General features: G+C 60.5%; 22 protein-coding genes. 12 read left to right on the top strand and 10 right to left on the bottom strand.

All coding sequences use genetic code 11. The features are described from left to right. Window positions 1-93: 93 nt before the first annotated feature. The 5 genes from ACZ5B4_RS04125 to ACZ5B4_RS04145 form a co-directional block, all read right to left on the bottom strand. On the bottom strand, window positions 94-510 hold the full coding sequence (locus ACZ5B4_RS04125) for a hypothetical protein (RefSeq protein WP_464913169.1): 417 nt from the start codon (window positions 508-510) through the stop codon (window positions 94-96). Then, the gene (locus tag ACZ5B4_RS04130; protein ID WP_464913170.1) at window positions 507-3,053 is read right to left on the bottom strand and encodes a DUF3987 domain-containing protein; all 2,547 of its coding nucleotides are present in this window, start codon (window positions 3,051-3,053) and stop codon (window positions 507-509) included. The genes ACZ5B4_RS04125 and ACZ5B4_RS04130 overlap by 4 nt, the downstream gene beginning before the upstream one ends. Further along, a complete protein-coding gene (locus ACZ5B4_RS04135; protein WP_464913171.1) occupies window positions 3,050-3,301 on the bottom strand; it encodes a helix-turn-helix domain-containing protein in 252 nt (83 codons plus the stop codon). The genes ACZ5B4_RS04130 and ACZ5B4_RS04135 overlap by 4 nt, the downstream gene beginning before the upstream one ends. A gap of 162 nt (window positions 3,302-3,463) precedes the next feature. Then, window positions 3,464-4,075 carry a hypothetical protein gene (locus ACZ5B4_RS04140; RefSeq protein WP_464913172.1) on the bottom strand — a complete coding sequence of 204 codons (612 nt, stop codon included), beginning with the start codon at window positions 4,073-4,075 and terminating at the stop codon, window positions 3,464-3,466. 164 nt (window positions 4,076-4,239) lie between these two features. Continuing rightward, window positions 4,240-4,473: a hypothetical protein gene (locus ACZ5B4_RS04145; protein WP_464913173.1), complete on the bottom strand. Its 234-nt coding sequence runs from the start codon at window positions 4,471-4,473 to the stop codon at window positions 4,240-4,242. 580 nt (window positions 4,474-5,053) lie between these two features. On the opposite strand from ACZ5B4_RS04145, the gene ACZ5B4_RS04150 reads away from it, so the two are divergent. The 7 genes from ACZ5B4_RS04150 to ACZ5B4_RS04180 all read left to right on the top strand — a co-directional run bounded on the left by ACZ5B4_RS04150 (window position 5,054) and on the right by ACZ5B4_RS04180 (window position 13,227). Further along, on the top strand, window positions 5,054-5,188 hold the full coding sequence (locus tag ACZ5B4_RS04150) for a hypothetical protein (RefSeq protein WP_464913174.1): 135 nt from the start codon (window positions 5,054-5,056) through the stop codon (window positions 5,186-5,188). 15 nt (window positions 5,189-5,203) lie between these two features. Further along, on the top strand, window positions 5,204-5,797 hold the full coding sequence (locus tag ACZ5B4_RS04155; RefSeq protein ID WP_464913175.1) for a LemA family protein: 594 nt from the start codon (window positions 5,204-5,206) through the stop codon (window positions 5,795-5,797). Between the two features lie 138 nt (window positions 5,798-5,935). Next, the gene (locus tag ACZ5B4_RS04160) at window positions 5,936-7,021 is read left to right on the top strand and encodes an IS630 family transposase (protein WP_464911496.1); all 1,086 of its coding nucleotides are present in this window, start codon (window positions 5,936-5,938) and stop codon (window positions 7,019-7,021) included. Window positions 7,022-7,143: 122 nt separating this feature from the next. Then, the gene (locus tag ACZ5B4_RS04165) at window positions 7,144-9,180 is read left to right on the top strand and encodes a M48 family metallopeptidase (RefSeq protein WP_464913176.1); all 2,037 of its coding nucleotides are present in this window, start codon (window positions 7,144-7,146) and stop codon (window positions 9,178-9,180) included. Between the two features lie 287 nt (window positions 9,181-9,467). After that, entirely contained in the window at window positions 9,468-9,926 is a 459-nt protein-coding gene (gene ndk, locus ACZ5B4_RS04170) for a nucleoside-diphosphate kinase (protein ID WP_464913177.1), read from the top strand. Between the two features lie 165 nt (window positions 9,927-10,091). Continuing rightward, window positions 10,092-11,315, top strand: coding sequence for an outer membrane protein assembly factor BamB family protein (locus ACZ5B4_RS04175; RefSeq protein WP_464913178.1), 1,224 nt, complete (start codon window positions 10,092-10,094; stop codon window positions 11,313-11,315). A 412-nt stretch (window positions 11,316-11,727) separates the two neighbouring features. Further along, window positions 11,728-13,227 carry a hypothetical protein gene (locus ACZ5B4_RS04180; protein ID WP_464913179.1) on the top strand — a complete coding sequence of 500 codons (1,500 nt, stop codon included), beginning with the start codon at window positions 11,728-11,730 and terminating at the stop codon, window positions 13,225-13,227. A 21-nt stretch (window positions 13,228-13,248) separates the two neighbouring features. On the opposite strand, the gene rpsR is transcribed toward ACZ5B4_RS04180, so the two are convergent. Next, entirely contained in the window at window positions 13,249-13,491 is a 243-nt protein-coding gene (gene rpsR, locus ACZ5B4_RS04185; protein WP_464913180.1) for a 30S ribosomal protein S18, read from the bottom strand. Window positions 13,492-13,786: 295 nt separating this feature from the next. Further along, window positions 13,787-14,464, bottom strand: coding sequence for an O-methyltransferase (locus ACZ5B4_RS04190; protein WP_464913181.1), 678 nt, complete (start codon window positions 14,462-14,464; stop codon window positions 13,787-13,789). Window positions 14,465-14,691: 227 nt separating this feature from the next. Here ACZ5B4_RS04190 and ACZ5B4_RS04195 point away from each other — a divergent pair, with 227 nt between their 5' ends. Together ACZ5B4_RS04195 and purB are read left to right on the top strand one after the other, a co-directional pair. Next, window positions 14,692-16,116, top strand: a complete 1,425-nt coding sequence (locus tag ACZ5B4_RS04195) for an HD domain-containing protein (protein ID WP_464913182.1) — start codon at window positions 14,692-14,694, stop codon at window positions 16,114-16,116. Window positions 16,117-16,202: 86 nt separating this feature from the next. After that, window positions 16,203-17,642 carry an adenylosuccinate lyase gene (gene purB / locus ACZ5B4_RS04200; RefSeq protein ID WP_464913183.1) on the top strand — a complete coding sequence of 480 codons (1,440 nt, stop codon included), beginning with the start codon at window positions 16,203-16,205 and terminating at the stop codon, window positions 17,640-17,642. 65 nt (window positions 17,643-17,707) lie between these two features. Here purB and ACZ5B4_RS04205 read toward each other — a convergent pair whose 3' ends face one another. Continuing rightward, on the bottom strand, window positions 17,708-18,757 hold the full coding sequence (locus ACZ5B4_RS04205; protein ID WP_464913184.1) for a protein arginine kinase: 1,050 nt from the start codon (window positions 18,755-18,757) through the stop codon (window positions 17,708-17,710). Window positions 18,758-18,839: 82 nt separating this feature from the next. After that, complete coding sequence (locus ACZ5B4_RS04210; RefSeq protein ID WP_464913185.1) at window positions 18,840-19,358, bottom strand: UvrB/UvrC motif-containing protein; 519 nt, start codon at window positions 19,356-19,358, stop codon at window positions 18,840-18,842. A gap of 370 nt (window positions 19,359-19,728) precedes the next feature. On the opposite strand from ACZ5B4_RS04210, the gene trpE reads away from it, so the two are divergent. The 3 genes from trpE (at window position 19,729) to ACZ5B4_RS04225 (ending at window position 24,931) form a co-directional block, all read left to right on the top strand. Beyond that, window positions 19,729-21,264, top strand: coding sequence for an anthranilate synthase component I (gene trpE / locus ACZ5B4_RS04215; RefSeq protein ID WP_464913186.1), 1,536 nt, complete (start codon window positions 19,729-19,731; stop codon window positions 21,262-21,264). Window positions 21,265-21,375: 111 nt separating this feature from the next. Further along, complete coding sequence (locus ACZ5B4_RS04220; RefSeq protein WP_464913187.1) at window positions 21,376-22,656, top strand: Gfo/Idh/MocA family protein; 1,281 nt, start codon at window positions 21,376-21,378, stop codon at window positions 22,654-22,656. Window positions 22,657-22,717: 61 nt separating this feature from the next. Beyond that, window positions 22,718-24,931, top strand: a complete 2,214-nt coding sequence (locus ACZ5B4_RS04225; protein WP_464913188.1) for a HEAT repeat domain-containing protein — start codon at window positions 22,718-22,720, stop codon at window positions 24,929-24,931. A 47-nt stretch (window positions 24,932-24,978) separates the two neighbouring features. Here the strand turns inward: ACZ5B4_RS04225 and ACZ5B4_RS04230 are convergent, their stop codons facing one another. Beyond that, on the bottom strand, window positions 24,979-25,761 hold the full coding sequence (locus ACZ5B4_RS04230) for a choice-of-anchor N protein (RefSeq protein WP_464913189.1): 783 nt from the start codon (window positions 25,759-25,761) through the stop codon (window positions 24,979-24,981). Between the last annotated feature and the right edge of the window lie 529 nt (window positions 25,762-26,290).

The raw sequence follows: 26,290 nt of genomic DNA on the forward strand, positions 1-26,290 counted from the left end.
CCCTTTCACTTTCCAGCCGTATTCTCGATTTCCTGCCGATCGTGTGTCAACCCTTTTTTGTGTGCCAACCTTTACCAACTTTCGCGGTCGGATTCACGCCGTCCCCGCCTCGGACGCCTCGCCTTGCGCGGGCACGATTTGGCGTGCCGCGGAGCAATACTCCTCCGGGTCGATCTTCAGCAATCGGCATGTCTCCAAGAGCAGCTCGACCGCGCTATCGTGGAAGTTTTCGTAAAGGTCGAACAGCCCCGCCATGTCCGTGCCGGGGGGGCACTGTCCGCGGGGCAGGATGAAGTAGCCTTGGCCGTCGCTTCGCGGTTCCAGCCGCAATTCATAGCCGGCCTTCCAAAGCCGCCGGAGCAGGAGCCAGCCGCCGACCAATCGCTTGCTCCCTTGAAGGGCTTGGACTTCCTCGGGGCTCAACGCCCCCTTGCGGATGCGCAGCCGCAGCTCGCCGCCCGCCCAATCGACCTGCACGCCGTCGCGGTAAAGTAGCGCGATCGGGCTCATAAAGTGATCACCTCCCAGTCGTCGTCGCCCCCCTCTCGTGCAGGGGTAGCAGCCGCTTCAGTGTCACCACCACCTACGGGGGGCATAGGGTTCGGCGGTTCCGGCGTTACAGGTGGCGATGGTTCACCGGCGACACTGGCGACGGCGACGAAACCCTCGTTTTTCGGCCTTTTCTTGAGGTTGTGTCGCCGTCGCCACTCAGGGTTAAGACGAAACACGCGCGTTGAGCGTCCCCCCTTTTGGTTTTCGGGCGACAATTCCCAGCATCCGATACCGGCTTTCACCAGGGCCGCAAGGGCCTCTTCAGCCTCGCCGGGCTTACTCCGAAACTTGCGTGGTCCACGGGTCAAGTCTCGAGCCGCCGCCGCTCCGCCTCGGCCCTCGATCCATTCGATCAGTCGCCTTCGGTCCGCGTCGGCGTCCGTCTCCGAGAACAAGTTGTGAATACGCCTTGCTTCGCGTTTGAACCACGTCGCCAATTCGATCCCGGCTTGCATACTGATGACGTCCACGGCGTCCGTCGTCGCGTGGCCGAACGCTCTTCGAACGCAATGCATCACCAAAGCCAACCGCGCGGCAGCCTCCTCCAGTTTCGCCCATGCCGACGCCAAGTCGCCCTCCAGATCGATCAACTCCGCCGCGTGTGCATCGTAAAAGTTCGTCCATAGGGCTTTGGCGTCCGGCGTCAGACCGAGAACGACCGGGCACGACCTTCCGTCTTCGTCGATCGCCGATTCCAGTGCGAACAACCGGTCAAGCAGTTGTATGATGTCCGCTTGGGTTTCGGGTGCGATCTCAGCTTCCGTCCAACGCTTACGGCGTTTCGGGGGGAATGCCCACAGGATTCGGGCCGCCAGCCCCGATTCCCTATATGAATCCCCCATCAATCGCTTGAGGATTGACGGTTGCACTCCTCCGCAGATCGACAGCGCGGGGTGAGGCACAAAGATCGTCCGCGGCTCCGTTTTGCGATCAACAAGTAGAGCCTCGCCGGCATGGACCGAAAGCCAGCGGCCAAGGTCTCCGCCTTTGGTATTGGCATATCGGTCGAACGACCCGACCCACGCGGTCAGTTCATCGCACGTCAGCAGCAGCCCCCGCGGGTTCGCCAAGAGCAGCGGAGCTAAGGCCTCCAGCGTCGTATCGTTGACGATGAATCGCTCGCATTGCGGAGGTTCCGGTTTGGCCGGCGGTATTGCGGCGGGGTCTTTGGATCGCTTCCACTCCGCCAATGTCTTCTCGTAAACCAGTAGATCGGATTCAAAGCTACGAACGGCCTCGGCGTACGCCTCCAGGGCCTTGCGTTGCCGCTCGCGAACAGGGCGGAGGACCAAGCGTAGTGCGGGCGTCTTCATTTGGCCGGATTCCGCCACGATCACGGTCCACAGCGTGGGAGGCACGGTCCAATCGCGTTTCAGCCGCAGCCGACGCGAATTGCCGATAGCCGCCGCCGCCATCGACAGCAAAGGCAACGCAATGTGGGCATGATCGCATTGCAGGGCGTCCGCTCCCTCGATCACGAATCGCCGCAGCGGTTCCGGAAGGGCGTCCGCGGGGAACGGTTCGTAGTGCTCGTCGAGCGATGCGTCATCCGAGCCGTCGGGATCGTGGGCTTCCGCCGGCGTCCAAACCGGCGTTTCGTCGGCCCATCGCTCGAGCATCGCCCGCAGAGCCTCCGCCGTCGCGCCTTGAGCCAGGCCTACCGCCGTAGGATCGGCCGCAAGATCGGCAGCATCAAAGCCTTCAGGTAGATCAGGAAACCGTAGGCCGAGGTCCAGGATGCGGATTTCCTTCGCCCCGCCCGCGTGAACAAGCCTCGCCACCTCTTCGGCGTACCGCCGGCCAGGGGCGTCGCAATCCGGCACGATGACCACCTTTCGGCCCTTCAGAGGTTGCCAGTCGGTTTTCGCAGCCGCTTGCGACCCGCCCGCCGATGACGTCGCCAGCAAGCCAAGATCAGCCAGCGTATCCGTGCATCGCTCGCCCTCGACAACCCAGGCGGCGGCACCAGGATCGGCTTTGATCACCTCCGGCAGGTGGTACAACGGTCGCGGTTCGGGCATTTGGCCAATCCGCCAGCCGCCGTTGCATCGGGCGATCGGCCGGATTTCCTTGCCTTGGGGCGTGTCCCACCGCACGACGACGCCGGCAGGCTGCCCCTGGGCGTCGCGGTACGTCCACAGCGCCGACCGTTGCCCCAAGGTACGTTCCAAGGCGTGGACGGCCGCGCGGGCCGTAGGAAACACTTCCGGCTTTTTCTCGCGCTTCGCCTTGCCGTTGCCGCCGTGCCTCGCTCTGGAGGGCCGCGGGTCATCCTTGGGCGGCATCAAGTCGGCAAGGGTTATGCCCAGAGCACCGCAAATAGCTTCTGTCGGACAGCCAGTGAAGCATTTGACGAGGATTCGCCCGTCGTCGCCGCTTCCGGCTGCCAGGGATGGGCGCCGGTCCTCGTGGGCCGGACATCTCGCGACCCAGCCCTTGCCGGACCGCCGAGGGCGGCAGCCCCGGGCCTCCAGCAACGCCACAAAGTCGTCGATGGTCATCGCTCGCCCCCCTCGTGGTCTTGGAGGGCCGACTCCGCCCCGCGCCTCTGCGTTTCAATCCAGCGTCGTAGGTCATCGGGCGAGTAACGCACCAACCGGCCGCATCGGACGTAGGGCAGGGAGGGCGTCTCCGCGAACGTCATCGCCCACAACTTGCGGGGACTAACCGCCAACATCTTGGCGGCTTCGCGGGGGGACACTAACAGAGGGTTTGTCGCATAGTCGCTCATTCCGGCATCCTTTTTCATGGACTAACACGCCTTACACGCCGGATATCCTAAGCGACGTTCCGACCAACCGAATTATTCGGAATAATTATTCGGAACGATTTGTAGGCGAAAGCCCGTTTTTGCCGCGGAAAGCGGGGAGAAGTTTTTCTTTCCGAATAATTCGCGCGACTTTCGGAACAATTATTCGGAATGGCGATTTCGCTTCGCGACGCGATCTAACAAAGCGTCCAATTGCTTTATGGACATGCCGTGATCGCGTGCGAAGTCGCCTTTATAGACGCCGCTATCACGCGCCCGGGCCCATGCGGCCGCAAGCGCGGCCTCCCGCTGGACGGTTTCATAGTCGGCCTTTTTTCGGCCGCGTCGCTTGGGTCGCAACAACTTCACGCTTTCCGCGACCGCCTCGGCGGGCTGTTGGGCACCGCCCGGGGCTTCGCCTGCCGCCGTCAGTAGTTGCACCGCGCGAATGGCCAGATTCGCCGCGTTCGCGGGGTCGATGTCACCATCTAGCATTCGCGAGTCCGCCGGCATCCGCGGATCGGAAAGCATCATACGGACGAGGACGGACGCTTTATCGTTCAGAAAGCCGAGAAACAGCTGTACGTAGCGATCGGCGATCCGGTGGAACGTCTCGGCTTCATCCGTGAAACCCGCTCCGTCGGCTTCAACGGCCCAATGCCGGTATCGCCGCGCCCTTTCCTTATGCTTGCGCGCGACTTCCCATGGCACCCAGTGTGTAAGGGGTAGCAATTCGGCGATGAGCCGTTCTTTCGGCGTGGGCGACTTAGACACGGCACCGCTCCGTGATGTAAAGACACCGCAATAAAAGAAAGGGGGCGGGCACCGCGTGCGGTAGCGCGGGTTCGGGCCTAGGCTCCCTAGCCCGCCCTTGAGCTCTAATCCGATTCTATGGGCGCGCGACTAAGCGCCAAGGGGACCGCCACAAGAAGGGGTGATTACTCGCCTGCGGCTTGTTGCAGATCGCGCAGCCGTCCATCCGCTTCGGCGATTCGCTCTCGGGCCGCCTCGCGGGCCGCCTTGAGGGTTTGATACTCGCCCCGCGTCGGCTCGACCCAAAAGCCTTGGCGTCGCGCGCCGACGGCATACGGCAGCCCCGACAAGTGCCGTTCTTCGCCGTTCCACCAGATTGCGATCTCATCGCCTACGTGCTCCACGATTTCCCAGCTCATTGCTCGCTCCCTTTCCCTAGGTTCGGACCACGAAAACAAACTCTACCGGCGACGGCGACCGTTCCCGCCGGCCACAAAAAACAAGTTTTCGCCGGTAGGACCCGTTGGTTCTATCCGATAGTCGTCTATTGTGCCGCATCGTCGCGAAGTGTGCCGGATTCCGTGCCAATAGTCTTAGTCGCGAATATATAAGTGCCGCTCCTGCAAGGATTTACGGAAACCGCTTCGAGACCGGTCTCCTCCACTAAGTCTTGATCGGCCCGGGAGTTGCGCAATCATTGCGTAACACAAAGTCGGCTAAAGGTGCCTACAGGAAATAGATAAGGCTCTTCGGCACCGTTCGCGATTCCGTGCTTTTCCCCCGGGCTCTCCCGCTACACTTTTCGCTTCCCCTACCACGGTTTTGACGAAGTCGGCGGCCGACTTCCTGTAAAGGTTTCCTACGATCCCCGCCGGATTGCCCGAAAAGCATCTTCAGTGGACCGAAAAAGTGGGCTGTGCATCCGGCAAGTTCCATTTCGCCAAGGCGTCTGCTACGCTAAATTGAAGCTGGGATCGGTCGGGCGGACGCGCAGGCTCGATGGTCTTCTTGGACCGAATCAGCCGGATCGTGGTCCGTTTTTTGGTGGTGAGTCTTCTCGCTAGAAGGCCGGAGGTGTTGGCCGGGGCGGTGCACGAGCATCGCCGGGTGTCCTTGGTTACCAATCGCCGTTGAATGGGGGTTCATCCCATGGGTATCGGTTGGGGAGTTGCCATCGTAGTCGTGCTGCTGGTGCTGGTGTTGTTGGTCATCGGCATTTACAACAAATTGGTGACCTTACGAAATCGGTACCGTAACGCGTTCGCACAGATCGATGTGCAACTGAAACGCCGCTACGACTTGATTCCAAATCTGGTGGAAACCGCAAAGGGTTATCTAAAGCACGAACGTGAGACCTTGGAGGCTGTGATTCAGGCCCGGAACCAGGCGGCCGCCGCAGGGCAAAAAGCGGCTGCTCAGCCCGGCGACCCGAGCGCCATGCGAGACCTGGCCGGTGCCGAAGGACAGCTCACCTCGGCGTTGGGACGACTGTTCGTCGTGGTCGAGGCGTATCCCGATCTCAAGGCCAACCAAAATATGCTGGCCTTGCAAGAGGAATTGACCGCCACGGAAAACAAGATCGCCTTCGCGCGGCAGGCGTTCAACGATGCGGTAACTGCTTACAATATCGCGAGGGAGACCGTCCCCGCGGTGATCTTTGCGGGAATGTTCGGATTCCAGCCGGCCGACTTGTTCGAGATCGAAGAACCCGGCCAGAGAGAAGCCCCCAAGGTTGCTTTCTGAGGGCGGAATAATCTCCGATGGTGCCTACGAAGACGGGCGGAGTTTTCGGCCACCCAAAGACTAGTGTAGTGTCTTGTAATTGAGGGAACTTATCCATGGCCGCCGGCGTCTCACTCTCAGACCGAGGAGGATGACGCCATGCGAGTTGCGAAAGCCATCGAGTTGAGTGACGCGGAACGAACGACGCTGACGAAATGGTCGCGGGGTCGGAGCACGCCGGCACGCGTGGTGTTGCGTGCCAAGATCGTCCTGGCCGCGGCGGCGGGCAAGCGTAACGACGAGATTGCCGCCGAACTCGGCTGCACGCGTCGCACGGTGGGAACGTGGCGGACCCGCTTCCTGGAGGCGGGCCTGGCGGGCCTCGACAAGGACAAGCCGCGCGGCGGTCGCAGACCGAAGGTCCGCGCCGCGAAGGAGGCGGAGATCCTCCGCAAGACGACGCAGGAGAAGCCCGCCAACGCCACGCACTGGTCGACCCGCTCGATGGCGAAGGCCGTGGGGGTGAGCAAGGCGACTGTGCATCGCATTTGGCGTGACCACGGCTTGAAGCCGCACTTGGTGAAGACCTTCAAGGTCTCCAACGATCCGCGGTTTGTCGAAAAGGTCGTGGACCTCGTAGGCCTGTACCTCAACCCGCCCGAACACGCCTTGGTGCTCTCCTGCGACGAGAAGAGCCAGATTCAGGCGCTCGATCGCACGCAGAAAAGTTTGCCGCTGTATCCCGGCCGGTTGGGTACGCTGACGCACGACTACAAACGCCACGGGACGACGACGCTGTTTGCGGCCATCGAGGTGGCTGAAGGCAAGGTCATCGCCGAGTGCATGCCGCGACATCGCCATCAGGAATGGTTGAAGTTTCTCAAGAAGATCGATGCGGAGACGCCGCCCGAACTCGACTTGCATTTGATCGTGGACAACTACGCCACGCACAAGCATCCGAAGGTGCAGCGGTGGCTGGCACGGCACCAACGCTTTCACATCCACTTCACGCCGACGAGTAGTTCCTGGCTGAATCTGGTCGAACGCTGGTTTCGCGACATCACGGATCGCCGCATTCGCCGCGGCGTCTTCAAGAGCGTTCGGCAGTTGGAACGGGCGATCTATGAATACATTGCCGATCACAATGCCAATCCCAAGGGCTTCACGTGGACGGCCAAGGCCGAGGCGATCCTCGCCAAAGTCCGTCGCGCCCGCGCCGCACTGGATAAGGCCCCATCTGAGTGAGACACTACACTAGGATATCCGCCGTACTGCGGAATGGCCGCTGCGCTACTGCCGCGAAGGGAGGCTCAATGCGCGCGTCTCTCCGAGAGTGATTTCATTCCGAAAACGGGATTCGGCCGCCCATGCCAACCGATTTCTTTCAGCAGCAGGATGCCGCGAGGCGGAAGAGCTTCCGGCTGGTGGCGCTCTTCTTTGCGGCAGTGTGCATGATTGTGTTGGCGATTTATCTGGTCGTCGTATTGCTGCTGGTAAACGTTCCGAGCGACATTGCCGGCCGGCATTCCGGTGACGTCGCCGGCCGTCTGTGGAACCCGGAACTCCTCGTCCTGGTTTCGCTCGGTACGCTGGCGGTCATCTCCCTGGGCAGCCTGTACAAAATCGCGGAGCTTTCAGCCGGCGGCGAGAAGGTCGCTTTGATGCTCGGAGGGCGACGCATCGACCCGAACACGCGCGATTTGGCGGAACGGCGATTGCTCAACGTCGTCGAGGAAATGGCCTTGGCGTCGGGAATGCCTGTTCCGCCGGTCTACGTCTTGGACGAAGAGCGGAGCATCAATGCCTTTGCGGCGGGGCATGCTCCCGGTGACGCCGTGGTGGCCGTGTCTCGCGGAGCCTTGGATTATCTTACGCGAGACGAATTGCAGGGGGTCATGGGGCATGAGTTCAGCCATATCCTCAACGGCGACATGCGGCTGAATCTGCGACTGATCGGACTTTTGCACGGCATCTTGCTTTTGGCGATATTGGGCTATTATGTCATTCGCTTCGCCGCCCACGGGGCTTCATCTCGCCGATCCAAGAACGAGGGCGGCTTGCGTGCGGCCATCCTTCTTTCCGGCGCGGCTCTCGTTGTGATCGGATATGTCGGCGTGTTTTTCGGCAAATTGATCAAAGCGAGTCTGTCTCGCCAGCGAGAATACCTGGCCGATGCATCGGCCGTGCAATTCACTCGCTATCCCGACGGTATCGCCGGGGCGTTGAAGAAGATCGGCGCCATCAGCGAGGGTTCTCGAATTCGCGATCCGCACGCCGAGGAGTGCAGCCATCTGTTTTTTTGCGACGCCCTCAGCGGAACGATCATGAACCTGTTTTCCACTCACCCGCCGTTGGTGGATCGAATCAAGCGGCTTGATCCGCATTTTGACGGCACGTTCCCGCCGATCGTGGGGCCGCTGGAAACCGATAGCGACGCTGTTAGTCAAGTGCGAGGTCGTCCAAAGGCATCCAAACGGTTGCCGCCGCCCCTCGACCGAACAGCGACGAACGAGGGTGAAAGATCGGCGAAAAGGGACGTGGGCGATCTCTTGAATGCGACGCTCCTGCCGAACCTCGTTGGCATGGGGGCGGTGGGACTGGAGCCGGCCGCGGTGATTCTCGACGGCGTTCCGCAGCCGATCCGCAACGCCGCGAGCGACCCGTTCTCGGCTCGGGCCGTGATTTTCGCACTTCTGCTGAGTTCGGATCGGACTGTCCGAGCGGTGCAATTGGACGCATTGACATCCGGCACCGAGCCGCTTTGCTATCAGCAGACGGTCGATCTGGCGGTTCTCATCGATCGCCTGCCCATCGAAGTTCGTCTGCCGTTGGCGGATATTTCGCTTCCGGCGTTGAAACAGCTATCTCTCCGGCAATATGACGCGTTTCGCCAGGCGGTTACGGTGCTCGCGCGGGCCGATCAGAAGATCGACCTTTTCGAGTACATGATTCAGGCGGTCGTATTACGGTATCTCGATCTACATTTCGGGCGAACCAAAGCCCCGTCTGCCCGCTACGCCTCGCTCAGTCCGCTGGCGAAGCCGTTGAGCATCGTGTTTTCGCTTCTGGCGCACGTCGGGAACCGCGACCCAACGGCGGCCGAAAGGGCGTTCCAGCAGGCCCGCGAGGCAATAGACCGTCCGCTCGAAAGGCTCGCACCGGCTTCTTGTTCGCTTGCGAATTTGGAAGCGGCTTTGCGGGAATTGGCGCGAGCTACGCCGCCTATCAAGAAGCGAATCCTGATGGCGGCCGCGGCCTGCGTCAGTTCCGATGGGAAAGTGACCGTGCAGGAATGGGAGCTGTTGCGGAGCATTTCGGCCATGATGGATTGCCCCATGCCGCCCGGTTTCGCAGTCGAGGATGCACTCCCTGCGGTAAGCCCGCACGGCTTGCCGAATGCCTAGCCGACGGGGCATGCGGTTACGCGGCGGAACGCCCCCCGTTTCGGTGTCTCTTGAGCTGGGATGCCGAGAAGTGCCGGCCGATTATCCGGCAGCGAAAGCGGTTGTGCGATCGCTCCATGGCCCCCGACACCGGTCCTTGAAGCCGGCCGCAACGGGCCGCTACACTAAGGCTTCGCCAAGTGCGTCCGAACGGCGGATCTCGGGCCCATCAAGGCGAAAGCGGATTCGCGGCCGACCGCCGCGATTGTGGTGCTTTTGAAACAGGCCAGTCTTTCAGAAAGGAAACAATGGAACGTACGCTGGTGTTACTGAAGCCGGATTGTGTTCAGCGGCGTCTGATGGGACGCATTATTTCGAGATTCGAGGACAAAGGCCTCAACATCGTCGGTATGAAGATGTTGCGGGTTACGCCGGAGTTGGCCAAACGGCACTACGCCGAGCACGTCCAAAAGAGCTGGTATCCCGGCCTAGAAGCGTTCATCACGTCCGCGCCCATCGTCGCCATGGCGGTGGAGGGACCGGAGGCTATACGAGTGGTTCGCGAGATGGTGGGGGCCACGAACGGCCTCAAGGCGACGGCCGGCACCATTCGCGGCGATTTCAGTTCCTCGCGGCAAATGAACCTGGTCCACGCATCCGACGGACCGGAGTCGGCGGAGCGCGAACTGGCGATCTTTTTCGGGGAGAACGACATCTGCGAGTATGTTCCCATGATGACGCCGGCCCTCCGGGCTGACGACGAATGAAACGTTTCGGGCGAAACGCCACCTTTCCGAAGGCAGTCTCTCATGACTATTCCCGGCACACGTCGGTTCGGCGCTTGGAGGGGACGGATCCGGCGCGCGGCATTGCAGGCTCTTGGTTGGCTCGCGATCTGCTGGGGAACGGCAGTTTCGGCCGAGAATTGGCCCATGTGGCGAGGACCTGCCGGTACGGGGGTGTGTCGCGAAACCGGCGTTCCCTGGAAGTGGTCGCAGGGGGAAAACATTTTGTGGACGGCCGAGATTCCAGCATGGGGAAATAGTACGCCGGTGGTGTGGCAGGATCGGATTTTTCTCACCACGCAAGACGACCAAAATGATTTGCTGCTGATCTGCCTGAGCAAAACGAACGGCAGAACCCTTTGGACGCGGAAGGTCGGAAACGACGAAGCTCCGCGCGAAGCGCCGCGGGGGCGGCAGAAATTCCATGCACTCAATAATCTCGCCAGCCCCTCGCCCGTTACGGACGGCCGTTTCGTGGCAGCCCATTTCGGCAACGGCGATTTGGCCGTCTTCGACATGGAGGGAAATCCCCAATGGAAGCGAAATCTACAATCGGACTACGGTCCGTACAGTATTTGGTGGGGACGCGCGAACTCGCCCGTGATTGTCGGAGACCTCCTCATCTCAATCTGTATTCAAGACTCGCTGGCCGATATTCAGGAAAGGCCCAACGTGAGCTACGTGGCGGCTCATGATCTCGAGACCGGTCGCCCCGTATGGTTTACGGAACGCATGACCGGTGCGGAAAAGGAACATGGCGACGCCTATACGACGCCGCTGGTGCGGGAAGCCGAGGGGCGCACGGAAGTGATCGTCATGGGCGCCGAACAAATGGACGCCTACGACGCGGCCACAGGCCGGCAAGTGTGGGTCTTGCCGGGTTTGGCCGGCAATCGCGTGATCACCGGGCCGACCCTGCACGATAATGTGGTTTATGCGACCATGGGCATGCGCGGACCGGTCTTCGCCGCCAAAATCGGCGACAGCGGTACGCTTCCCGCGGAGCGGATTCTATGGCAATATCCGAGCAATACGCCGGATTCTCCTTCACCCGTCGTGTGCAACGGACTTCTTTTCATTGCCGCCGACAACGGCGTCGCACAGTGTCTGGATCTTGCGAACGGCGAGATGTGCTGGCGGGAACGGATGGGCCGCGAATTCAAGGCCTCTCCCATCGCGGCGGAAGGCCGGGTTTACTTTCTTGACACTTCCGGGCGCTGCACCGTGGTGGAAGCGGCAAGGGAATACCGCCCCTTGGCCGTCAATGAGATCCCGGATCGGATGTTGGCTTCGCCCGCCGTTTCGGACGGGAAGATCTTTCTGCGAGGCCGGGAACGCCTCTATTGCATCGGCGGCGAAACCGCGCCCTAGAGCTGCAAGGCGTCGAAGAGGCCGAGCCTGCGTTCGAGGCACGCTTTTTTCTCCCGCCCGAAGATCAGAAATCCTTGGCGGGCATTTGGTTCGGTCGTTTCTTCACGCCCGAAAAATCCAAAACGGCCGATAAAAACGGTTGTGGTGATGATGCCGTTTGAATCCTCGAGCGGCTGCTGTTTCCACGCGACGACACTGCGGCTCAGACGTCGCTATGGCATATCTTTTCCGCAGAGGGTCGGCAAGAGGCGGATTAGAGCCGATTTGCCGATGAAGGTGCTCGTGCGAAAGTAAAGGTCCGCCTTCTCGGCCGACCGACACAGAGCGTTGCCGAAGCCCTCCAATCGCACCGCCGTATTCCCACACGGGGGCAGGATCAGCCAGGGTCCGTCAATTTCCGAGAGCGACGCACATGCTCGAACTGATCGATCTGAATCAACGCCTTTCGCGGAAGGATTACGACCTCTGGTACCCGCAATTGGAAACCGAATTGGGGAACTGCCAACGTGCGGCTCGCAAAGCCGGCTTGCCCATGATTTGGGTCTTCGAGGGATGGCATGCGGCGGGCAAGGGGGTCCTAATCAACCGCCTGACGCAAACCTTGGATCCGCGGGGGTTTCGCGTGCACCTGGTGACGCGACCCACCGCGGAAGAGTCCCGTCGCCCTTGGTTGTGGCGATACTGGATGAACCTGCCTTCGTCCGGCGAAATCGTGATCTTCGATCATTCGTGGTATTATCGCGTTCTCGAGGAACGCCTCCGGGGAGATATTACCGAGCTGGAGTCGGCGCGTGCCTATGCCGAGATTCTGGAATTCGAGCGACAATTGACGGCGGGCGGCACCCTGATTCACAAGTTCTGGCTGCATGTGGACGCTAAGGAGCAGCGGAAGAGGTTTCGCCGCCTGCGAAAGGATCCCGCCACGGCGTGGAAGGTTACCAGAGATTATTGGCGGCAGAATCGCGACTATGAGCGGTGGGTACAAGCCGTGGAAGAAACCTTGGCCTGCACCAACACGGCAGATGCTCCTTGGACGATCATCGAGGCAACCCAGGCCAAATTCGCTCGCGTCAAGGTCTTTCGGACGCTGACGCAGCGGGTGCGCGACGCACTCGCTGCAGGCCGCGACACCCCTCCCGCGACGGCGGCGCCCGCGCCGGTCCCGGAAGCGAACGCCCTTGTTCGTCCCACGATCTTGGATCGCGTGGATCTGACACTGTCACTGACGCGTGAGGAGTATGAGAGAAAGCTGCGTCATCTTCGCTCCCGCCTCTATCATTTGGAGCACCAGGCCTACCTGGCCAGAATTCCCGTCGTGATTGCTTATGAAGGTTGGGATGCCGCGGGCAAAGGCGGCAATATCAAACGGCTCACGCGGGGGCTCGATCCACGAGGATATCAAGTCGTTCCCATCGGTCCGCCCACGGACGAGGAACGCCGTCACCACTACTTGTGGCGTTTTTGGCGCCATATTCCCAAAACCGGTCACATCACGATCTTCGATCGCTCCTGGTACGGCCGTGTCCTCGTGGAACGCGTGGAGGGCTTTTGTGCGGAAAGAGAATGGAAGCGGGCGTTTTCAGAAATCAACGAATTCGAGCACCAACTCGCCGATTTCGGCACGGTGATCGTCAAGTTCTGGCTTCACATCGATCAAGAGGAACAGCTTCGGCGGTTCCAAGAGCGCGTCAACACTCCCTCCAAACAGTGGAAAATCACGGAGGAGGACTGGCGCAACCGAGAGAAATGGGCGCAATACGAATTAGCCGTCGTCGAGATGCTGGAGCGAACCAGCACCATTTACGCGCCTTGGACGATTCTCGAGGCGAACTGCAAACTCTACGCTCGAATCAAAGCGCTCCAGACGGTCGCGGACGCCATCGACGCCGCCATCAAAAAACGGAAGCACTAGCAGCCGTGACGGCGTCGCTAATCACTCGCCGACAAACGGCAACAAAGCCATGTAGCGAGCACGCTTGATGGCTTTTGTGACGGCGTGCTGGCTGGCGGCAGCGCACCCGGTCTTGCGACGCCCGACGATCTTGCCCTGACGATTCGTCAATTTCTTCAGCAATTCGATGTCTTTGTAATCAACGTACAGCGGACGAGGATACTGTCCATCCACCATCAGGGGATCGCGCTTGCGTCGTTTCGTTCGCACCCTCTTCTTGGCCATGCCGCGCACCTATTTCAATTTTGCTTTCCGAAAAACAATAACCGCACGGGCGGTGTGTGTCGCGAAATTGTCCATCCGCAAAAGATTTAGTGTAGCGATCACGCTTTTTTTGGCAAGGACCGCCAACCGCTTTTTGCCACGCGTTGAGACAGGCGTAGCCGGGTTTTTTGCCCGGCCCCTACGTGAGTGCCCGAAATCGTGACGCAAAATCGTGACGCAAAACCCTGCCGAGCCCCGCTGGATGGGCCGACTGTACATGTTCCGGGGGTAAGTGACGCTGTCGCTGGGTTTATCCTCAGTGCTTTTTGACGGAAATCGAGACACCGCTGCCATCCATATGGAGGAAGACCGTCTCCAACTCCGGATTCGTCGTAATCGCTTCGACAAACCGTCGATCCGCCATATTGGGGGTCATGTTGTGGGCGATAACGATTCCGCCGGGGCGCACCAGCGGCAACAGCTTCTGGAGGTAATCGAGATAGCCGGACTTGTCCGCATCGAGGAAAAGGACGTCAATGGGATCCTTGAGGTCCTTGACTGTTTCGTGGGCATCCCCGAGCACGATCGTCACAATGTCGGCTACGCCCGCCGCTTCGAAATTGGCCTTAGCCATCGCTGCTCGGCGTTCGTCGATATCGAACGTGGTCAATTTGCCGCCCGTCCCTTTCAGAGCTAGGCAGAACCACAGGCCGGAGTAACCGACCGAGGTGCCGATTTCGACCACATTTTTGGCTCCGACCGCCTCCGTCCACGCACGGAGCAAGCGGCCGTCCTCCTCCGGAACGATCATGTTTCCGGCGCGCTGATCGCGTCCTACCCTCTCGATTACCTCGAGGATGCGTTTTTCAACGTCGTTTTTCGGCAACGTCTTCACTTCGTATACCGCTCGGGGAGACTGAGAGCGTTGGGCCCATGCCGGCGTGGAAGCCGCAATCACCGCCAATCCGACCAACATCGCTAGACCGATTCTCATGTTCAATCTCCTAAAAAGGCTCAGGAATCTTCCTACTCGAAGCGGATGTTGCGGAACTCGCAACCAAGGTGAGAGCCCTGCTTGGCACTGAGCCACCGGTTGCATTCGTTCTGCGGGCCTACACAATAACGTGAGGGTGCCGAGGGGACGCTCTCGTATTTTAACCCACCGCGACGCGAAGAGTACCCCTGAAGTTTCCAAACAAGAAAGTGAGGGTTTTAGGGGACATGGACAACGAAGTCCTCGCAAGTGTCGAGCGGTTCGAGAACGAGAGCCTGAGTTATGACCCCATTCATGGGTATATTGACTTTATTCCAAAGAGGGGGCTTCCGGGGCACGAAGTCGCTGAACAGACGATCATCGATCACTCATGGGTTCAGCGTCTGCGACAGATTCACCAGCTTCAGACGGCCTGGTTGGTCTTTCCCACGGCGGTACACACCCGTTTTCAGCATGTCCTGGGGGCCATGCATTTGGCGGGCAGGTGTGCCCGACACTTGTACGACTCGCTGAAACGTAGTGACCGCGGCACGCCCAGCTCGGCTTATGTGGAAACGTTGATGCGGTTGGCCGGGCTGCTGCACGACACGGGCCACGGCCCCTTCGGCCATTTTTTCGATCAGTTCTATTTGTCGCGCTTCGGCCTCAACCACGAGACGCTGGGAGCGGAAATCATCCGTCGTGAGATCGGGTCGCTGTTGAGACATATCCGCCGCAATCCTAACGGCGCATTGCCGGCGGACGAAACCATCGATCCGGAACACATTACCTTTCTGATTACCCGGCCCCGCGGCGACGACGCCGCACGGATGCCGAATTGGCTGAGGCTCTTGCGAGGGTTGTTCAGCGGCATCTACACCGTCGACAACATGGACTTCGTCTTACGGGACGCGTATATGTCCGGATTCAGTTGGCGGGTCTTCGATCTGGAGCGGTTGCTGCACTACAGCTTCGTCACGCCGCACGGTCTGACGATACACGAACGAGGTCTGCCCTCCCTCGTGCGGTTCATCTCAGCTCGGGCCGAGCTGTTTCGTTCCATCTACTTCCATCGCACGGTCCGCTCCATCGATTTGACGCTGCAAGACCTATTCGCAAGCAGTCATTCGCGGCTGTTTCCCGGCAATCCTTTGGAACACCTGGTCAAATACCGGCAGTTGACGGACTGGTCCTTGCTGGTGGACGTCGGACGTTGGTCGCAGTCGGAAGACGCCGAGACGTCTGAACTGGGGGTGAAATGGCAAGACTTCTTGAGTCGGCGGATTCGGTGGAAAATGGTCTGTGAGCGAACAATCTTTTTCCGAAGAGGGCAATCGGAGGATTCGAGCGTCTTCAGCAACGAAAGGCTTTTCGAGGAAGCGGTGCGCAAGCGACTGCCTGAGAAACTGCGAGAGATTCCCCTGCGATTCGATCCCCCCCGGCACGTACACCGGCCGGGGTCTCGTGCGCCCGCGTCGGGGCAAAACTTCCTCTTCGATCCGGCGACGCGCGAAATCCGCCCTTTGGATACGCGAGAATTGTATCGCGAGATACCCTTGAGCTATCGGATATGCCGCATCTATGCCTTGGATTTGAGCCACGCGGCCGAGATCGCGGCGGCTATGGACGATCTGATCGGTGGTGATCAGACGGACGATCCGACGAACATGTGACGGCCCGGCGAGAAGAAATCGGCGGCGATCTTTTTTTGTTAAATGGCGAATCCCGTACTGAATGTTTTGTCCGAGGAACCGACACCGTGAACCTGCCCGTATCCGATACCGGCTATGACAACCCGCTGCTCACCCGCTACGCTTCGGAGACCATGAGCGAAATTTTCAGCCCACGTCGCCGCATCCGCACGTGGCGTCAGCTTTGGGTATTTCTGGCGGAATGCGAGCGGGAGTTGGGTCTGCCGATCACAGCGGAGCAAATCGATGAGATGAAGCGCGGGCTGGACGACATCGACTGGCAGCGGGCGGCGGAATACGAGCGTCGCCTGCGACATGACGTCATGGCCCATGTGCATGCCTTCGGAGATGTTTGTCCTAGCGCCAAGGGAATCATCCACCTGGGAGCCACAAGCTGCTATGTGACCGACAATGCCGATTTGATGCTGATGCGGGACGCCATGCGTTTGCTGGCCGTGCGTCTTGCCGCCGTGATCGACGGGTTGGCTCGCTTTGCGGTGGAGTATCGCGACCTGCCGTGCCTAGGGTTCACTCACTTTCAACCGGCTCAACCGACCACGGTCGGCAGAAGGGCATGCCTTTGGGCCTACGATTTCGTGTTGGACCTCCACGAACTGGAGCATCGCCTTGCCGAATTACGGGCGCGCGGCGTCCAAGGCACGACCGGGACGCAAGCCAGCTTTCTGGCCCTCTTTCAGGGCGATCACGACAAAGTCCGGCGGTTGAACGCGCTCGTATGCCAAAAGATGGGTTTCCGGGAATCGTATGCGCTGACCGGCCAGACCTATTCGCGCAAGGTTGATGCCCAAATCCTGGCGGTCTTGGCGCAGATGGCCGCAAGCGCCCACAAAATGGCGACCGACATTCGCCTTTTGGCCCACCGCAAGGAGATCGAGGAACCGTTCGAAAAGGAGCAAGTCGGTTCCTCGGCGATGGCATACAAGCGCAACCCCATGCGTTGCGAGCGAATTTGCGCCCTGGCAAGGTTCCTGGCGGCCCTGGAGCCGAACACGCTGACGACGCATGCCGTGCAATGGTTGGAACGGACGTTGGACGACAGTGCCAATCGGCGGTTGGTGTTGCCCCAAGCCTTCTTGGCGGCCGACGCCGTCTTGATCCTCTGTCAAAACGTCATCTCCGGTTTGGTTGTTTATCCGCAAGTCATCGCCCGGCACTTGCGAGAGGAGTTGCCGTTCATGGCGACGGAGAACATTCTGATGGCGGCGGCGGCGGCCGGCGGGGATCGTCAGGAATTGCACGAGCGCATTCGACGCCACAGCCACGCGGCGGCCGCCGTGGTCAAGAACGACGGCAGGCCCAACGACCTGCTTGAGCGATTGCAGGCCGACCCGGCATTTTCCGCAGTGGATTTTTCAGCGGAACTCGATCCGCGCCGCTTCATCGGCCGCGCGCCCGAGCAAGTCGATGAATTTGTCGCGGAGCATGTGGAACCGATTCGGCGGCGATATCTACAGGGGGGCCGTCCGGAGGCTGAGGTCCGAGTTTGAAATGGATCTTCGGCGTCCCTCCGTTGCCGGCCTGGGGGGAGCCTTTTCCGCCACGTAATCGCTGGTCAAGTATTGAGCCGCTTCCGCAAGAATCGGGCACGCTCGATATTGCGGTCCGCGCTATCGAGTTCCGCTCCGACGAGCTTTTGGACATGGGCGGGCTGGGTCAACAAGAACAGCTCGTTGAGCGCCGGGGTATCCAGGCCCGAGATCAGACCCAGATGCACGCCCATGCGTACGCTGGAGAGAAGGTGCATCGTCTCTTCGGACGAAATGGTCTGGGCGGTCTTTAGGATGCCGTGCGCGCGGCTGACTCGATCGTGGAGGTTTTCCTGGCTTTCGTTCATCAAGAATTCCCGCGCCTTGCGCTCGTATTCGATAATCCGCGGGATCACGTCGCCGACCTTGGCAATCAGTTCCTGCTCGCTCCGCCCCAGGGATATCTGATTACTGACCTGGTAGAAATCTCCCATGGCCTGCGATCCTTCGCCGAACAGGCCTCGCACCACCAGCTCCAACTTCTCCAGGCCGCGGAAGATCTGATCCATCTGCCGCGTGATGACCACAGCGGGCAGGTGGAGCATGACGCTTACCCGCATGCCCGTCCCGACATTCGTCGGGCAGGCCGTGAGATAACCGAACTGCTCATCGAAGGCGTAGGTCAGATGACGTTCCAGATAGTCGTCCAACTCGTTGATCAGCTTCCAGGCCGGCTCCAAGTCCAAACCGCTCCGCATCACTTGAATGCGGAGATGGTCTTCCTCGTTGACCATGATGCTGAATCGCTCTTGGCGGTCGATGAATACCAGCCGTAATCCCTGCCCCTCGCCGAACTCTCGGCTGATCAATTGCCGTTCCACCAAGAAGTGCCGATCCAGCTCCGACAGCGCGTCGACGCGCACGGGAAGCAGTTCCGGCGAGAAGGGGCTGTCCGCCAAGGCCGCCTGCACCCGTTCCGTGATTTGGCGTCGCTCAGCCTCTCCGGCCAGCCTCACGAACGGAAAATCGGCGAGGTTTCGAGCCAGGCGAATTCGGGAAGACATGACGATATCGGATTCCGGCCCCTCGCCGCGCAACCATTCGCCGCGTCGTGCCAGCAGGTCGTCGAGTTTCACAACGTGTTCACCTTCTTGCAACATGGATCCACCGAACCGATTTCACAACGACGGCTCCGCCTGTTTCCATTCCTGCCGCCGCTTACCCGGCCTCCTCGATCTCCCGGATTTGATCGCGAAGTTGCGAGGCGCGCTCGTACTCCTCGTTTTCCACCGCCTCTTTGATCTCTCGCCGCAAACGAATCAGTTCCGTTCGGCGGGATGCGGCCTCGGCGCCTTTGGACGGGCGCTTGCCCTTGTGCTGCGTCTCGCCGTGAATATTCAGAATCAAGGACTCCAACTGTTCGCGGAACGCCTGGTAATCGTTGGGGCACCCCAGCCTGCCTTGATGGCGGAAGTCGTGAAAGCTGATGCCGCAATACGGGCAAGTCTGCTGGTCGAGCCGCTTCAATTCCTCCGCGGCTTTGCCGACCACCATGTGTTTCACTAAATGCTCCGCCATTTGTTCCGCGATCTGAGTCATCTGGTCCGAGGGCGCCGTTTGCCCGCTCGCGAGGTACTCCCGGGCGTGTTCCTCGCAAAAATGAAGCTCCACCGGCGTTCCGCTCGCCAGCTCCGTGATATGGTACGTCGCCGGGCGATCGCATTTTTGGCACTTCATGGTTTTCCCCACATATCTCTGGGATCCGACATCGCGGCCTTCTTATGATAATTTAGCGGGCGTCTCCTCGGAATGATACGCCTCCCATTGCCCGGCCGACAATCTTCACGCCCCCTGTGCAAGGCGTGCCGCATTTCCTTTTTTCTCTGCGGCATTTTTTCTCTGCGTTGCTGCTTCTTCCGCACGGCCGGGCACGGGCATCGTGGCTCACGGGACTCGGTGGACGCTCAAGCCATGCCTTGATAAGCTGAGGGCAAAGCCGCCGTTCGTGCCCTGTGAGAAGGCGTTTGGCGCGACCAAACAGCCCCATGGATCGCAGCGCCGCGGCAAGATGTCGGCCCGAATCACGAACCACGTGACCTGACTTCCGATGAGCGAATCCGTTTGCCTTCCCGACTTCGACCGCTTCCGCGAGTTGGCGAAACAGGCCGATATGGTGCCGGTTTACCGCCGTCTTGTGAGTGACTCGCTGACGCCCGTTTCGGCCTTTCATAAACTGGATGACGGACGGTGCGCTTTTCTGGGGGAGAGCGTCACCGGCGGCGAAAAGGTCGGGCGCTATAGCTTTCTTGCGACCCATCCGTTTCTGGAGATCGAGGCCTACGAGCGACGAGTTACGGTCAATTCCTACACGGGCATATCCGCATCGGGCAATCCCCTGTTGGAAACCCGCCAATACGACGCCGAAAACCCCGTCGCCGAATTGCGCAAGCTGATCGAGGGGGTTCGCAGCGCGGCCCTCCCGGAGTTGCCGCCGTTTTGTGCGGGCGCCGTGGGTTATGTCGGGTACGATGTCGTGCGCTATTGCGAGCACCTCCCCCATCCACCGCCGGACGACCGACACATCCCCGATATGGCCTTCGCCTTCTACGATCGCATGGTGATTTTCGACAACGTGACCAAAGCGATGGTGGTGGCGGTCATGGCGCACGTGGGCGAGGGCCGATCGCCGGAGGCGGCCTATCGAGATGCCTGCGCTCGGGTGGACGAGATCGTGCGGCGGCTGAGCGGCGGGCCGAGCGACTTGAGACCGTTCGATCTCCCGCCCGACCGCGAACCTCAGATTGCCTATCGTTCCAGCTTCACCAAGGAGGGTTTCGAGGAGGCCGTCCGCCGTTGCATTCGGTACATCGAGGCCGGTGACATCTTTCAGGTCGTCATCAGTCAGCGTCTGGAACTGGACCTCCAGGCCCATCCCTTCGAAGTGTACCGCGCGCTGCGGGTCATCAACCCCAGTCCCTTTATGTTCTACGTGCGCAGCCCCAGCGTCACTCTCGTCGGCAGTTCGCCGGAAATCTTGGTCCGCGTGGTGGATGGGGAGGTGATTACTCGGCCGTTGGCGGGCACACGACCGCGAGGCAGAACCGAGGAAGAGGACCGCCGCCTGGCCGAGGAACTGCTCGCGGATCCCAAGGAACGAGCCGAGCATGTCATGCTGGTGGACTTGGGACGAAATGACTTGGGACGCGTGTGCCGCTTCGGTTCCATCCAGTTGAGCGACGTCATGACCGTGGAACGCTACAGCCACGTGATGCACATCACCTCCAACGTTCGCGGGACGCTGGCTCCGGACAAGACCCCGTTCGACGCCTTGCAATCGTGTTTGCCGGCGGGCACGGTGTCCGGGGCGCCCAAAGTCCGCGCGATGCAGATCATCGACGAGCTGGAGCCTTGCCGCCGCGGGCCGTACGCCGGGGCGGTCGGCTACTTCGACTTCCGCGGCAACATGGATACCTGCATCGCCCTCCGCACGCTCGTGGTGAAAGGTCGAAAGGCCTATATTCAAGCGGGAGCGGGGATCGTGGCGGATAGCGTTCCCGAAAACGAGTGGCGGGAAACCTTGAATAAGGCCCGCGGTCTGCTCCGGGCAATCGAGGTGGCCCAGCAAGCCCGCCCCATTTCTTGACAGCGACGCCCCGTCGTGTCAACATGACGCACGTTCGTGCGCCCATCTCTCATTTAGGGAGAGCCCGTTTGCGGCCATCGAAAAGCCTCTTGTTTCGCGGAGAATTCATCCATGAATAACACGACTCGCGTGTCCCGTCGAACCGTACTCCGCTACGGTTGCGGCGCTTCGGCCTTGCCGGCCCTGCCGACTTTGATACCGGGGCGTGCCCTCGGGCTGCAAGGTGCCGCGCCGAGCGAACGCATCCGTCTGGGGGCCATCGGCGTCGGCAATCGCGGCACGTACGATCTTACATGCTTTCTCCAAGAGCCCGACGTCCATTGTCTTGCCGTCTGCGACATCAAGGAGGCGCGACGTGCGGCCGCCAAGAACATGGTGGATCAAAGAAACGGGAATACGGCCTGCGACGTCTATCGGGACTTCCGCGAACTGCTCGACCGGAACGACATCGATGCCGTGCTGATTGCCACCGGTCCGAATTGGCACGCGACGGCGGCCATCACCGCCGCCAAGGCCGGCAAAGACGTCTATTGCGAAAAGCCGTGTACCAAGAACATCAGCCAGAGCCTGGCCCTGGCGGAAACGTTCCGACGAACAGGTCGGGTGTTTCAAGCGGGAACGCAACGCCGCAATCTGCCGCATTTTGCGTTCGCGGTGGAACTGGCCAGACGCGGAAAGCTCGGAAAGCTCCAAGCGGTGCATGCTCACCCCGCCGGCCTAGCGACGGGCATGAGCGGTTGGCTGCCTGCGGAACCCGAACCGCCGAGAGAGCAGATCGATTGGGATCTTTACCTCGGGCCGGCCGCTTGGCGCCCGTTCAACTCGCGGTTGCTCGACGGTTTCAATTTCGAGAAAGGCGGCGGCATGGTGGGCGGCGGCGTTCTGGAATGGGGGTCGCACTGCGTGGATCTCTGCCAATGGGCGAACGACGCCGACCACACCGCGCCCGTCGAGTACCATCCGCCCGAGGGAGATCGCGTGACCGCTCGATATGCCAACGGAGTCCGCTTGATTATCCGGAATGACGGCTGGTTGCCGTTAGGCTCCTGCCCGGTTCGATTCGAGGGAGACGCCGGTTGGGTGGAGACCGGGGATAGCGGAAAGTTGGCGCTCAGCTCGCCGGCATTGCTCGCCGGTCGGCGCGTGGCCGAGATCGGAGGGTATCCGGCGACATTCCATGTCCGCGATTTTCTCGATTGCGTAAAGACACGCGGCAAACCCAAGGCTAACGCCGACGTGGCTTGCTTCTCGCACATCGCCTGCCATGCCGCGAACATCGCCATATTCCTCGGAAGGACGATCCAATTCGACCCCGTCCGGTGTGAGTTCATCGATGATGAGCAGGCCAATCGTCTCCGCTCGGAAGCCTTGCGAGAACCGTGGCGTTTATGATGGCTCGCTGGTCGGTCCCCTGAAGTCATTTTCGTGCTTTTATATATCAGGAGCCTCCGCTATGAAGCGTTTTTCGAATACCTTGGCGCGTAGCTGCCTCTTCGCGACGCTTGGACTTGCGTTTGCGCTGTCCACCCGGCTCGGACAGTCCTGGGCCGATCCGACGGTATCGGATCAAGAGGCGGAATTGATTGCGGTATTGAGATCGGACGCGCCCAAGGCCGATAAGGCCCTGGCCTGCAAGAAACTGGCGGTGTACGGCGGAGCGTCGGCGGTGCCCGCTCTGGCACCTCTATTGGATGACGCGGAATTGAACTCTTGGGCCAGAATCGCCTTGGAGGCCGTTCCCGATCCCTCTGCCGATCGGGCATTGCGCGAGGCTGCCGAGCGATTGGACGGGCGAATTCTAATCGGAGTATTGAATTCCATCGGCGTTCGTCGCGACACGGAAGCGGTCGACGTCTTGGCCAGGCATCTGAAGGGGGCCGATTCCGAGGCAGCCGCGGCGGCGGCTGCGGCTTTGGGCCGGATCGGCACTGCCCCGGCGGCGAAGCTACTCGAATCGGCCTTGAAGCATTCCGATCCGATTGTTCGCAACTCGGCGGCGGAGGGATTGATCCTGATCGCGGAGCAACGACGGGAGGCCGGCGCGAAGGACGTGGCCAAAGAGCTGTACGCGCGGGTGCGCGGGGCCGACGTCCCAAGCGCCCGAGTGATGGAGGCCGTCCGCGGATTGATTCTCATCGGGGACGACGAAGGGTTTCAGCTATTCCTTTCCTGTCTGAAATCGGAAGATCGCGGACTTTTTGGGATAGCGCTGACGACGGCGAGGGAAGTCAGGAGTCCGCAAGTCGCCGAAGCGATCGCCGCGGAATTGGCGCAACACGCGTCGAACGAGGTCGCGAAAGCCCCGGGATTGACGATTGTCAAGGCGTCCTATGGGGCGGGGGACCGATGGGTGGACGTTACCGACGCATTGGCTGCCATGGTCCGCGGCGGCTCTTTGTTCGTCCAGGCGTCCAATGGATTGGCCGGAGATCCGGCCCCCGGCGTCGTCAAGGAATTGCGGCTGACCTACGATTTGGGGCAAGAGCGAAAGGAGGTCACGCTCCGCGAGGGTGAGGGACTTCAAATCGGGTCGCCGCTGCCGCCGCAAGATATTCGTGCCGTGGCCTTGGTGGAGGCTTTAGGGGACATCGGCGGACCGGTTGCCGTCAATGCGCTCCAGGACGTCGCGACCAAGGGCAGTTGGGATACGCGTTCGGCAGCCGTTCGCATTCTGGGCGAAATCGGTGATGCCGCGGTCGTCCCCGTCTTGTTGGATGCCGCTCGCAGCGGCGGCGCCCTAGCCGAGGCGGCTGTCGAAAGCATTTCCCAAATCCGAGATAAAAATGCCGACATCGTCCTTTGCGAGGCTCTCGAAGCGGCGAAGAACGCGGACCGCGTGCTCGTTCTGGCGGCAATTGGGCGACGAACGGTAACGGCTGCATTGCCCCAAGTGCTGAACGAGCTTAAGCAAGCCGACGCCGAACTGAGAGTCGCTGCAATTCAGGCCTTGGGAATGATTGTTGATTACGAGAACCTGGACGCGCTTCTGGACATTGCAGTAGCTGGTACCTCCGCCGAGGATGTCGATGCTGCAATTCAAGCCTTGGCCACGGCGTGTAGCCGCATGGAAGGAAGGGACCTTACGGCCAAGAAGTTGACCTCGGCAATACGCCGCGCACCGTTGACGCTGCAACCGCGGTTGGCCGAACTGTTGGGCACGGTCCCCGGCCCAATCGCACTCGAAGCCCTACGGGACCTGGGTTTAAAAGGCGACGACGCGGTGCAGGACGCCGTCACCCGAGTGTTAGGGGAATGGATGTCCGCGGATGCGGCTCCCGTCCTGCTTGATCTTGCCAAGAACGGCGGCACTCGATACCGGGTGCGTGCCTTGAGGGGATACCTCCGAATTGCCCGCCAATTGGAAGTCCCGATTCATGATAGAATCGCGATGTGCCGGGAGGCGCTGAGCGCGGCCTCCCGACCGGACGAAAAGAGGCTGGTTCTGGAAGTACTCGTCCGTTATCCGACCGTGGAAGGGCTGGAACTTGCCGCCAGCTTGGTAGCCGATAAGGACGTTAAGAAGGATGCGGGAACCGCCGCCGTGGCGATCGCGGATAAGCTTCCCGCCGATTCTCGGGCGGCGATCGCGGCGGCGTTGAATCGCGTTATCCAGGCGGCACCCGGCGAGGATGTGGTTGAACGCGCAAAGCAGTTAATGGCGAGGTAGGAGGTACCTCGGCGAGGACGTGAAAGACGTGAAAGCATCCGGCCGACTCAGCTTTTCGGAGTCCGCAGAAACCGCCGAGCTCCGAAAGGCAAGAAGGCCGCTAGCCCTATGAGGGCTACCAGGGACGGGGGGGCCGGTACTACGTCCACGGTACCGTCGGCGTCATGCGAAAAGGGGGCAAACTTGTACTTCACGTGATTGGCGCCTTCGACGTGGTTATAAACGTCGAAATGTACTTGAACGCCATGTGCCGAATCGCCGTCGGAAAATTGAATGGCTACATCGTAAACGTTCACCTGAGCGGCGTTTGCTTTCCAAACAGTTGGAAAACCCCCTACGAAGTCGCCGAGGGGCGAGTCTTTTAAGTCGAAGTCTCCAAGCAACCACTCTTGCCAAACGGTGTTTGCTCCAAAAACACCATGGGCCGGCAAGGGGGATCCGTCGCCTAGCAGCGGCACCGTCCCCGCCGCTCCGTATTGGATAAATGTCGGCGCCGTCGGCACGGACGGATCTGAGATGAGGGATGCTGCGGAGGGCGACAACGATACGGCGAGGTCACGTTCGCCGGTGCGGTACTCGGAGGAATAGGCCATCGACAGGCGGACATCGTGGATGATGCCGGCCTGATTGGTATTTCCGATCACCCACAATCGGAACGGCACACCTGCCGAAGAACCCGGCGGGGCGACGTACCAGCTTTCCGTAGCGGTGTCGTATACGCCTCCTTCTAAATACAGTTGCAAAATCGGTTCGGCCCGCGCAGTGCCGGCCGCCGCGAGGAGGGCAAAAAGAAAAACGGCAACGGTCACGGAGCGCGGAGTGGAAATCACCGGTTGTTGCCCTTCCAATCATACGTTCAGTCTTCACTTCCCACTGCCTGGGTTAAATTGTAAACCCGCCGCCGAAGTAATCAATAACCGTTTGGAGGGGGGGAGCGAATCCCCTTTGCCGTTGAAGATGAAGATCCGGTGTCGGCTGCGGGTTGCGCCCGGTAGCGACAACCCAGTCCCCTCAAACTGGTGATAGCATTGGGGTTGAAGCCGGAGTATAGTCGAAACCATGATGCCTTTACAGGGTACGTATGAGGCGTTTACCCCAGGGACGATATTGACGGCAGTCGGAGCCAGGGGGGGTCGGAAATGGGGGCAGATTCCAAGTCCATGGCAGCCGACTCCCATGGGCAATTCGGATGAAGCAATTAATATGCTCTTGCCTTCGTTCGCTTGATTCGACCGGAGTTTCAAGCGTCAAACCTCTCAAGGAAGGCTTGACGGAATCGGATTTGCACGTTTAGGCGAACCCACCTTCACGAGCGGCGGCCGGTTGACGCATGCCAGGTTTTTACCGTCGGATCGGATC

Source organism: Thermogutta hypogea, assembly GCF_055386265.1.

Coding starts and splice junctions, on each gene's coding strand:
- ACZ5B4_RS04125 (WP_464913169.1), bottom strand. CDS start 510: ATGAGCCCGATCGCGCTACTTTACCGCGACGGCGTGCAGGTCGATTGG.
- ACZ5B4_RS04135 (WP_464913171.1), bottom strand. CDS start 3,301: ATGAAAAAGGATGCCGGAATGAGCGACTATGCGACAAACCCTCTGTTA.
- ACZ5B4_RS04150 (WP_464913174.1), top strand. CDS start 5,054: ATGGTCTTCTTGGACCGAATCAGCCGGATCGTGGTCCGTTTTTTGGTG.
- ACZ5B4_RS04210 (WP_464913185.1), bottom strand. CDS start 19,358: ATGAAGTGCCAAAAATGCGATCGCCCGGCGACGTACCATATCACGGAG.
- ACZ5B4_RS04165 (WP_464913176.1), top strand. CDS start 7,144: ATGCCAACCGATTTCTTTCAGCAGCAGGATGCCGCGAGGCGGAAGAGC.
- ACZ5B4_RS04130 (WP_464913170.1), bottom strand. CDS start 3,053: ATGACCATCGACGACTTTGTGGCGTTGCTGGAGGCCCGGGGCTGCCGC.
- trpE (WP_464913186.1), top strand. CDS start 19,729: ATGAGCGAATCCGTTTGCCTTCCCGACTTCGACCGCTTCCGCGAGTTG.
- ACZ5B4_RS04155 (WP_464913175.1), top strand. CDS start 5,204: ATGGGTATCGGTTGGGGAGTTGCCATCGTAGTCGTGCTGCTGGTGCTG.
- rpsR (WP_464913180.1), bottom strand. CDS start 13,491: ATGGCCAAGAAGAGGGTGCGAACGAAACGACGCAAGCGCGATCCCCTG.
- ACZ5B4_RS04145 (WP_464913173.1), bottom strand. CDS start 4,473: ATGAGCTGGGAAATCGTGGAGCACGTAGGCGATGAGATCGCAATCTGG.
- ACZ5B4_RS04225 (WP_464913188.1), top strand. CDS start 22,718: ATGAAGCGTTTTTCGAATACCTTGGCGCGTAGCTGCCTCTTCGCGACG.
- ACZ5B4_RS04220 (WP_464913187.1), top strand. CDS start 21,376: ATGAATAACACGACTCGCGTGTCCCGTCGAACCGTACTCCGCTACGGT.
- ACZ5B4_RS04160 (WP_464911496.1), top strand. CDS start 5,936: ATGCGAGTTGCGAAAGCCATCGAGTTGAGTGACGCGGAACGAACGACG.
- ACZ5B4_RS04180 (WP_464913179.1), top strand. CDS start 11,728: ATGCTCGAACTGATCGATCTGAATCAACGCCTTTCGCGGAAGGATTAC.
- ACZ5B4_RS04195 (WP_464913182.1), top strand. CDS start 14,692: ATGGACAACGAAGTCCTCGCAAGTGTCGAGCGGTTCGAGAACGAGAGC.
- ACZ5B4_RS04190 (WP_464913181.1), bottom strand. CDS start 14,464: ATGAGAATCGGTCTAGCGATGTTGGTCGGATTGGCGGTGATTGCGGCT.
- ACZ5B4_RS04175 (WP_464913178.1), top strand. CDS start 10,092: ATGTGGCGAGGACCTGCCGGTACGGGGGTGTGTCGCGAAACCGGCGTT.
- ndk (WP_464913177.1), top strand. CDS start 9,468: ATGGAACGTACGCTGGTGTTACTGAAGCCGGATTGTGTTCAGCGGCGT.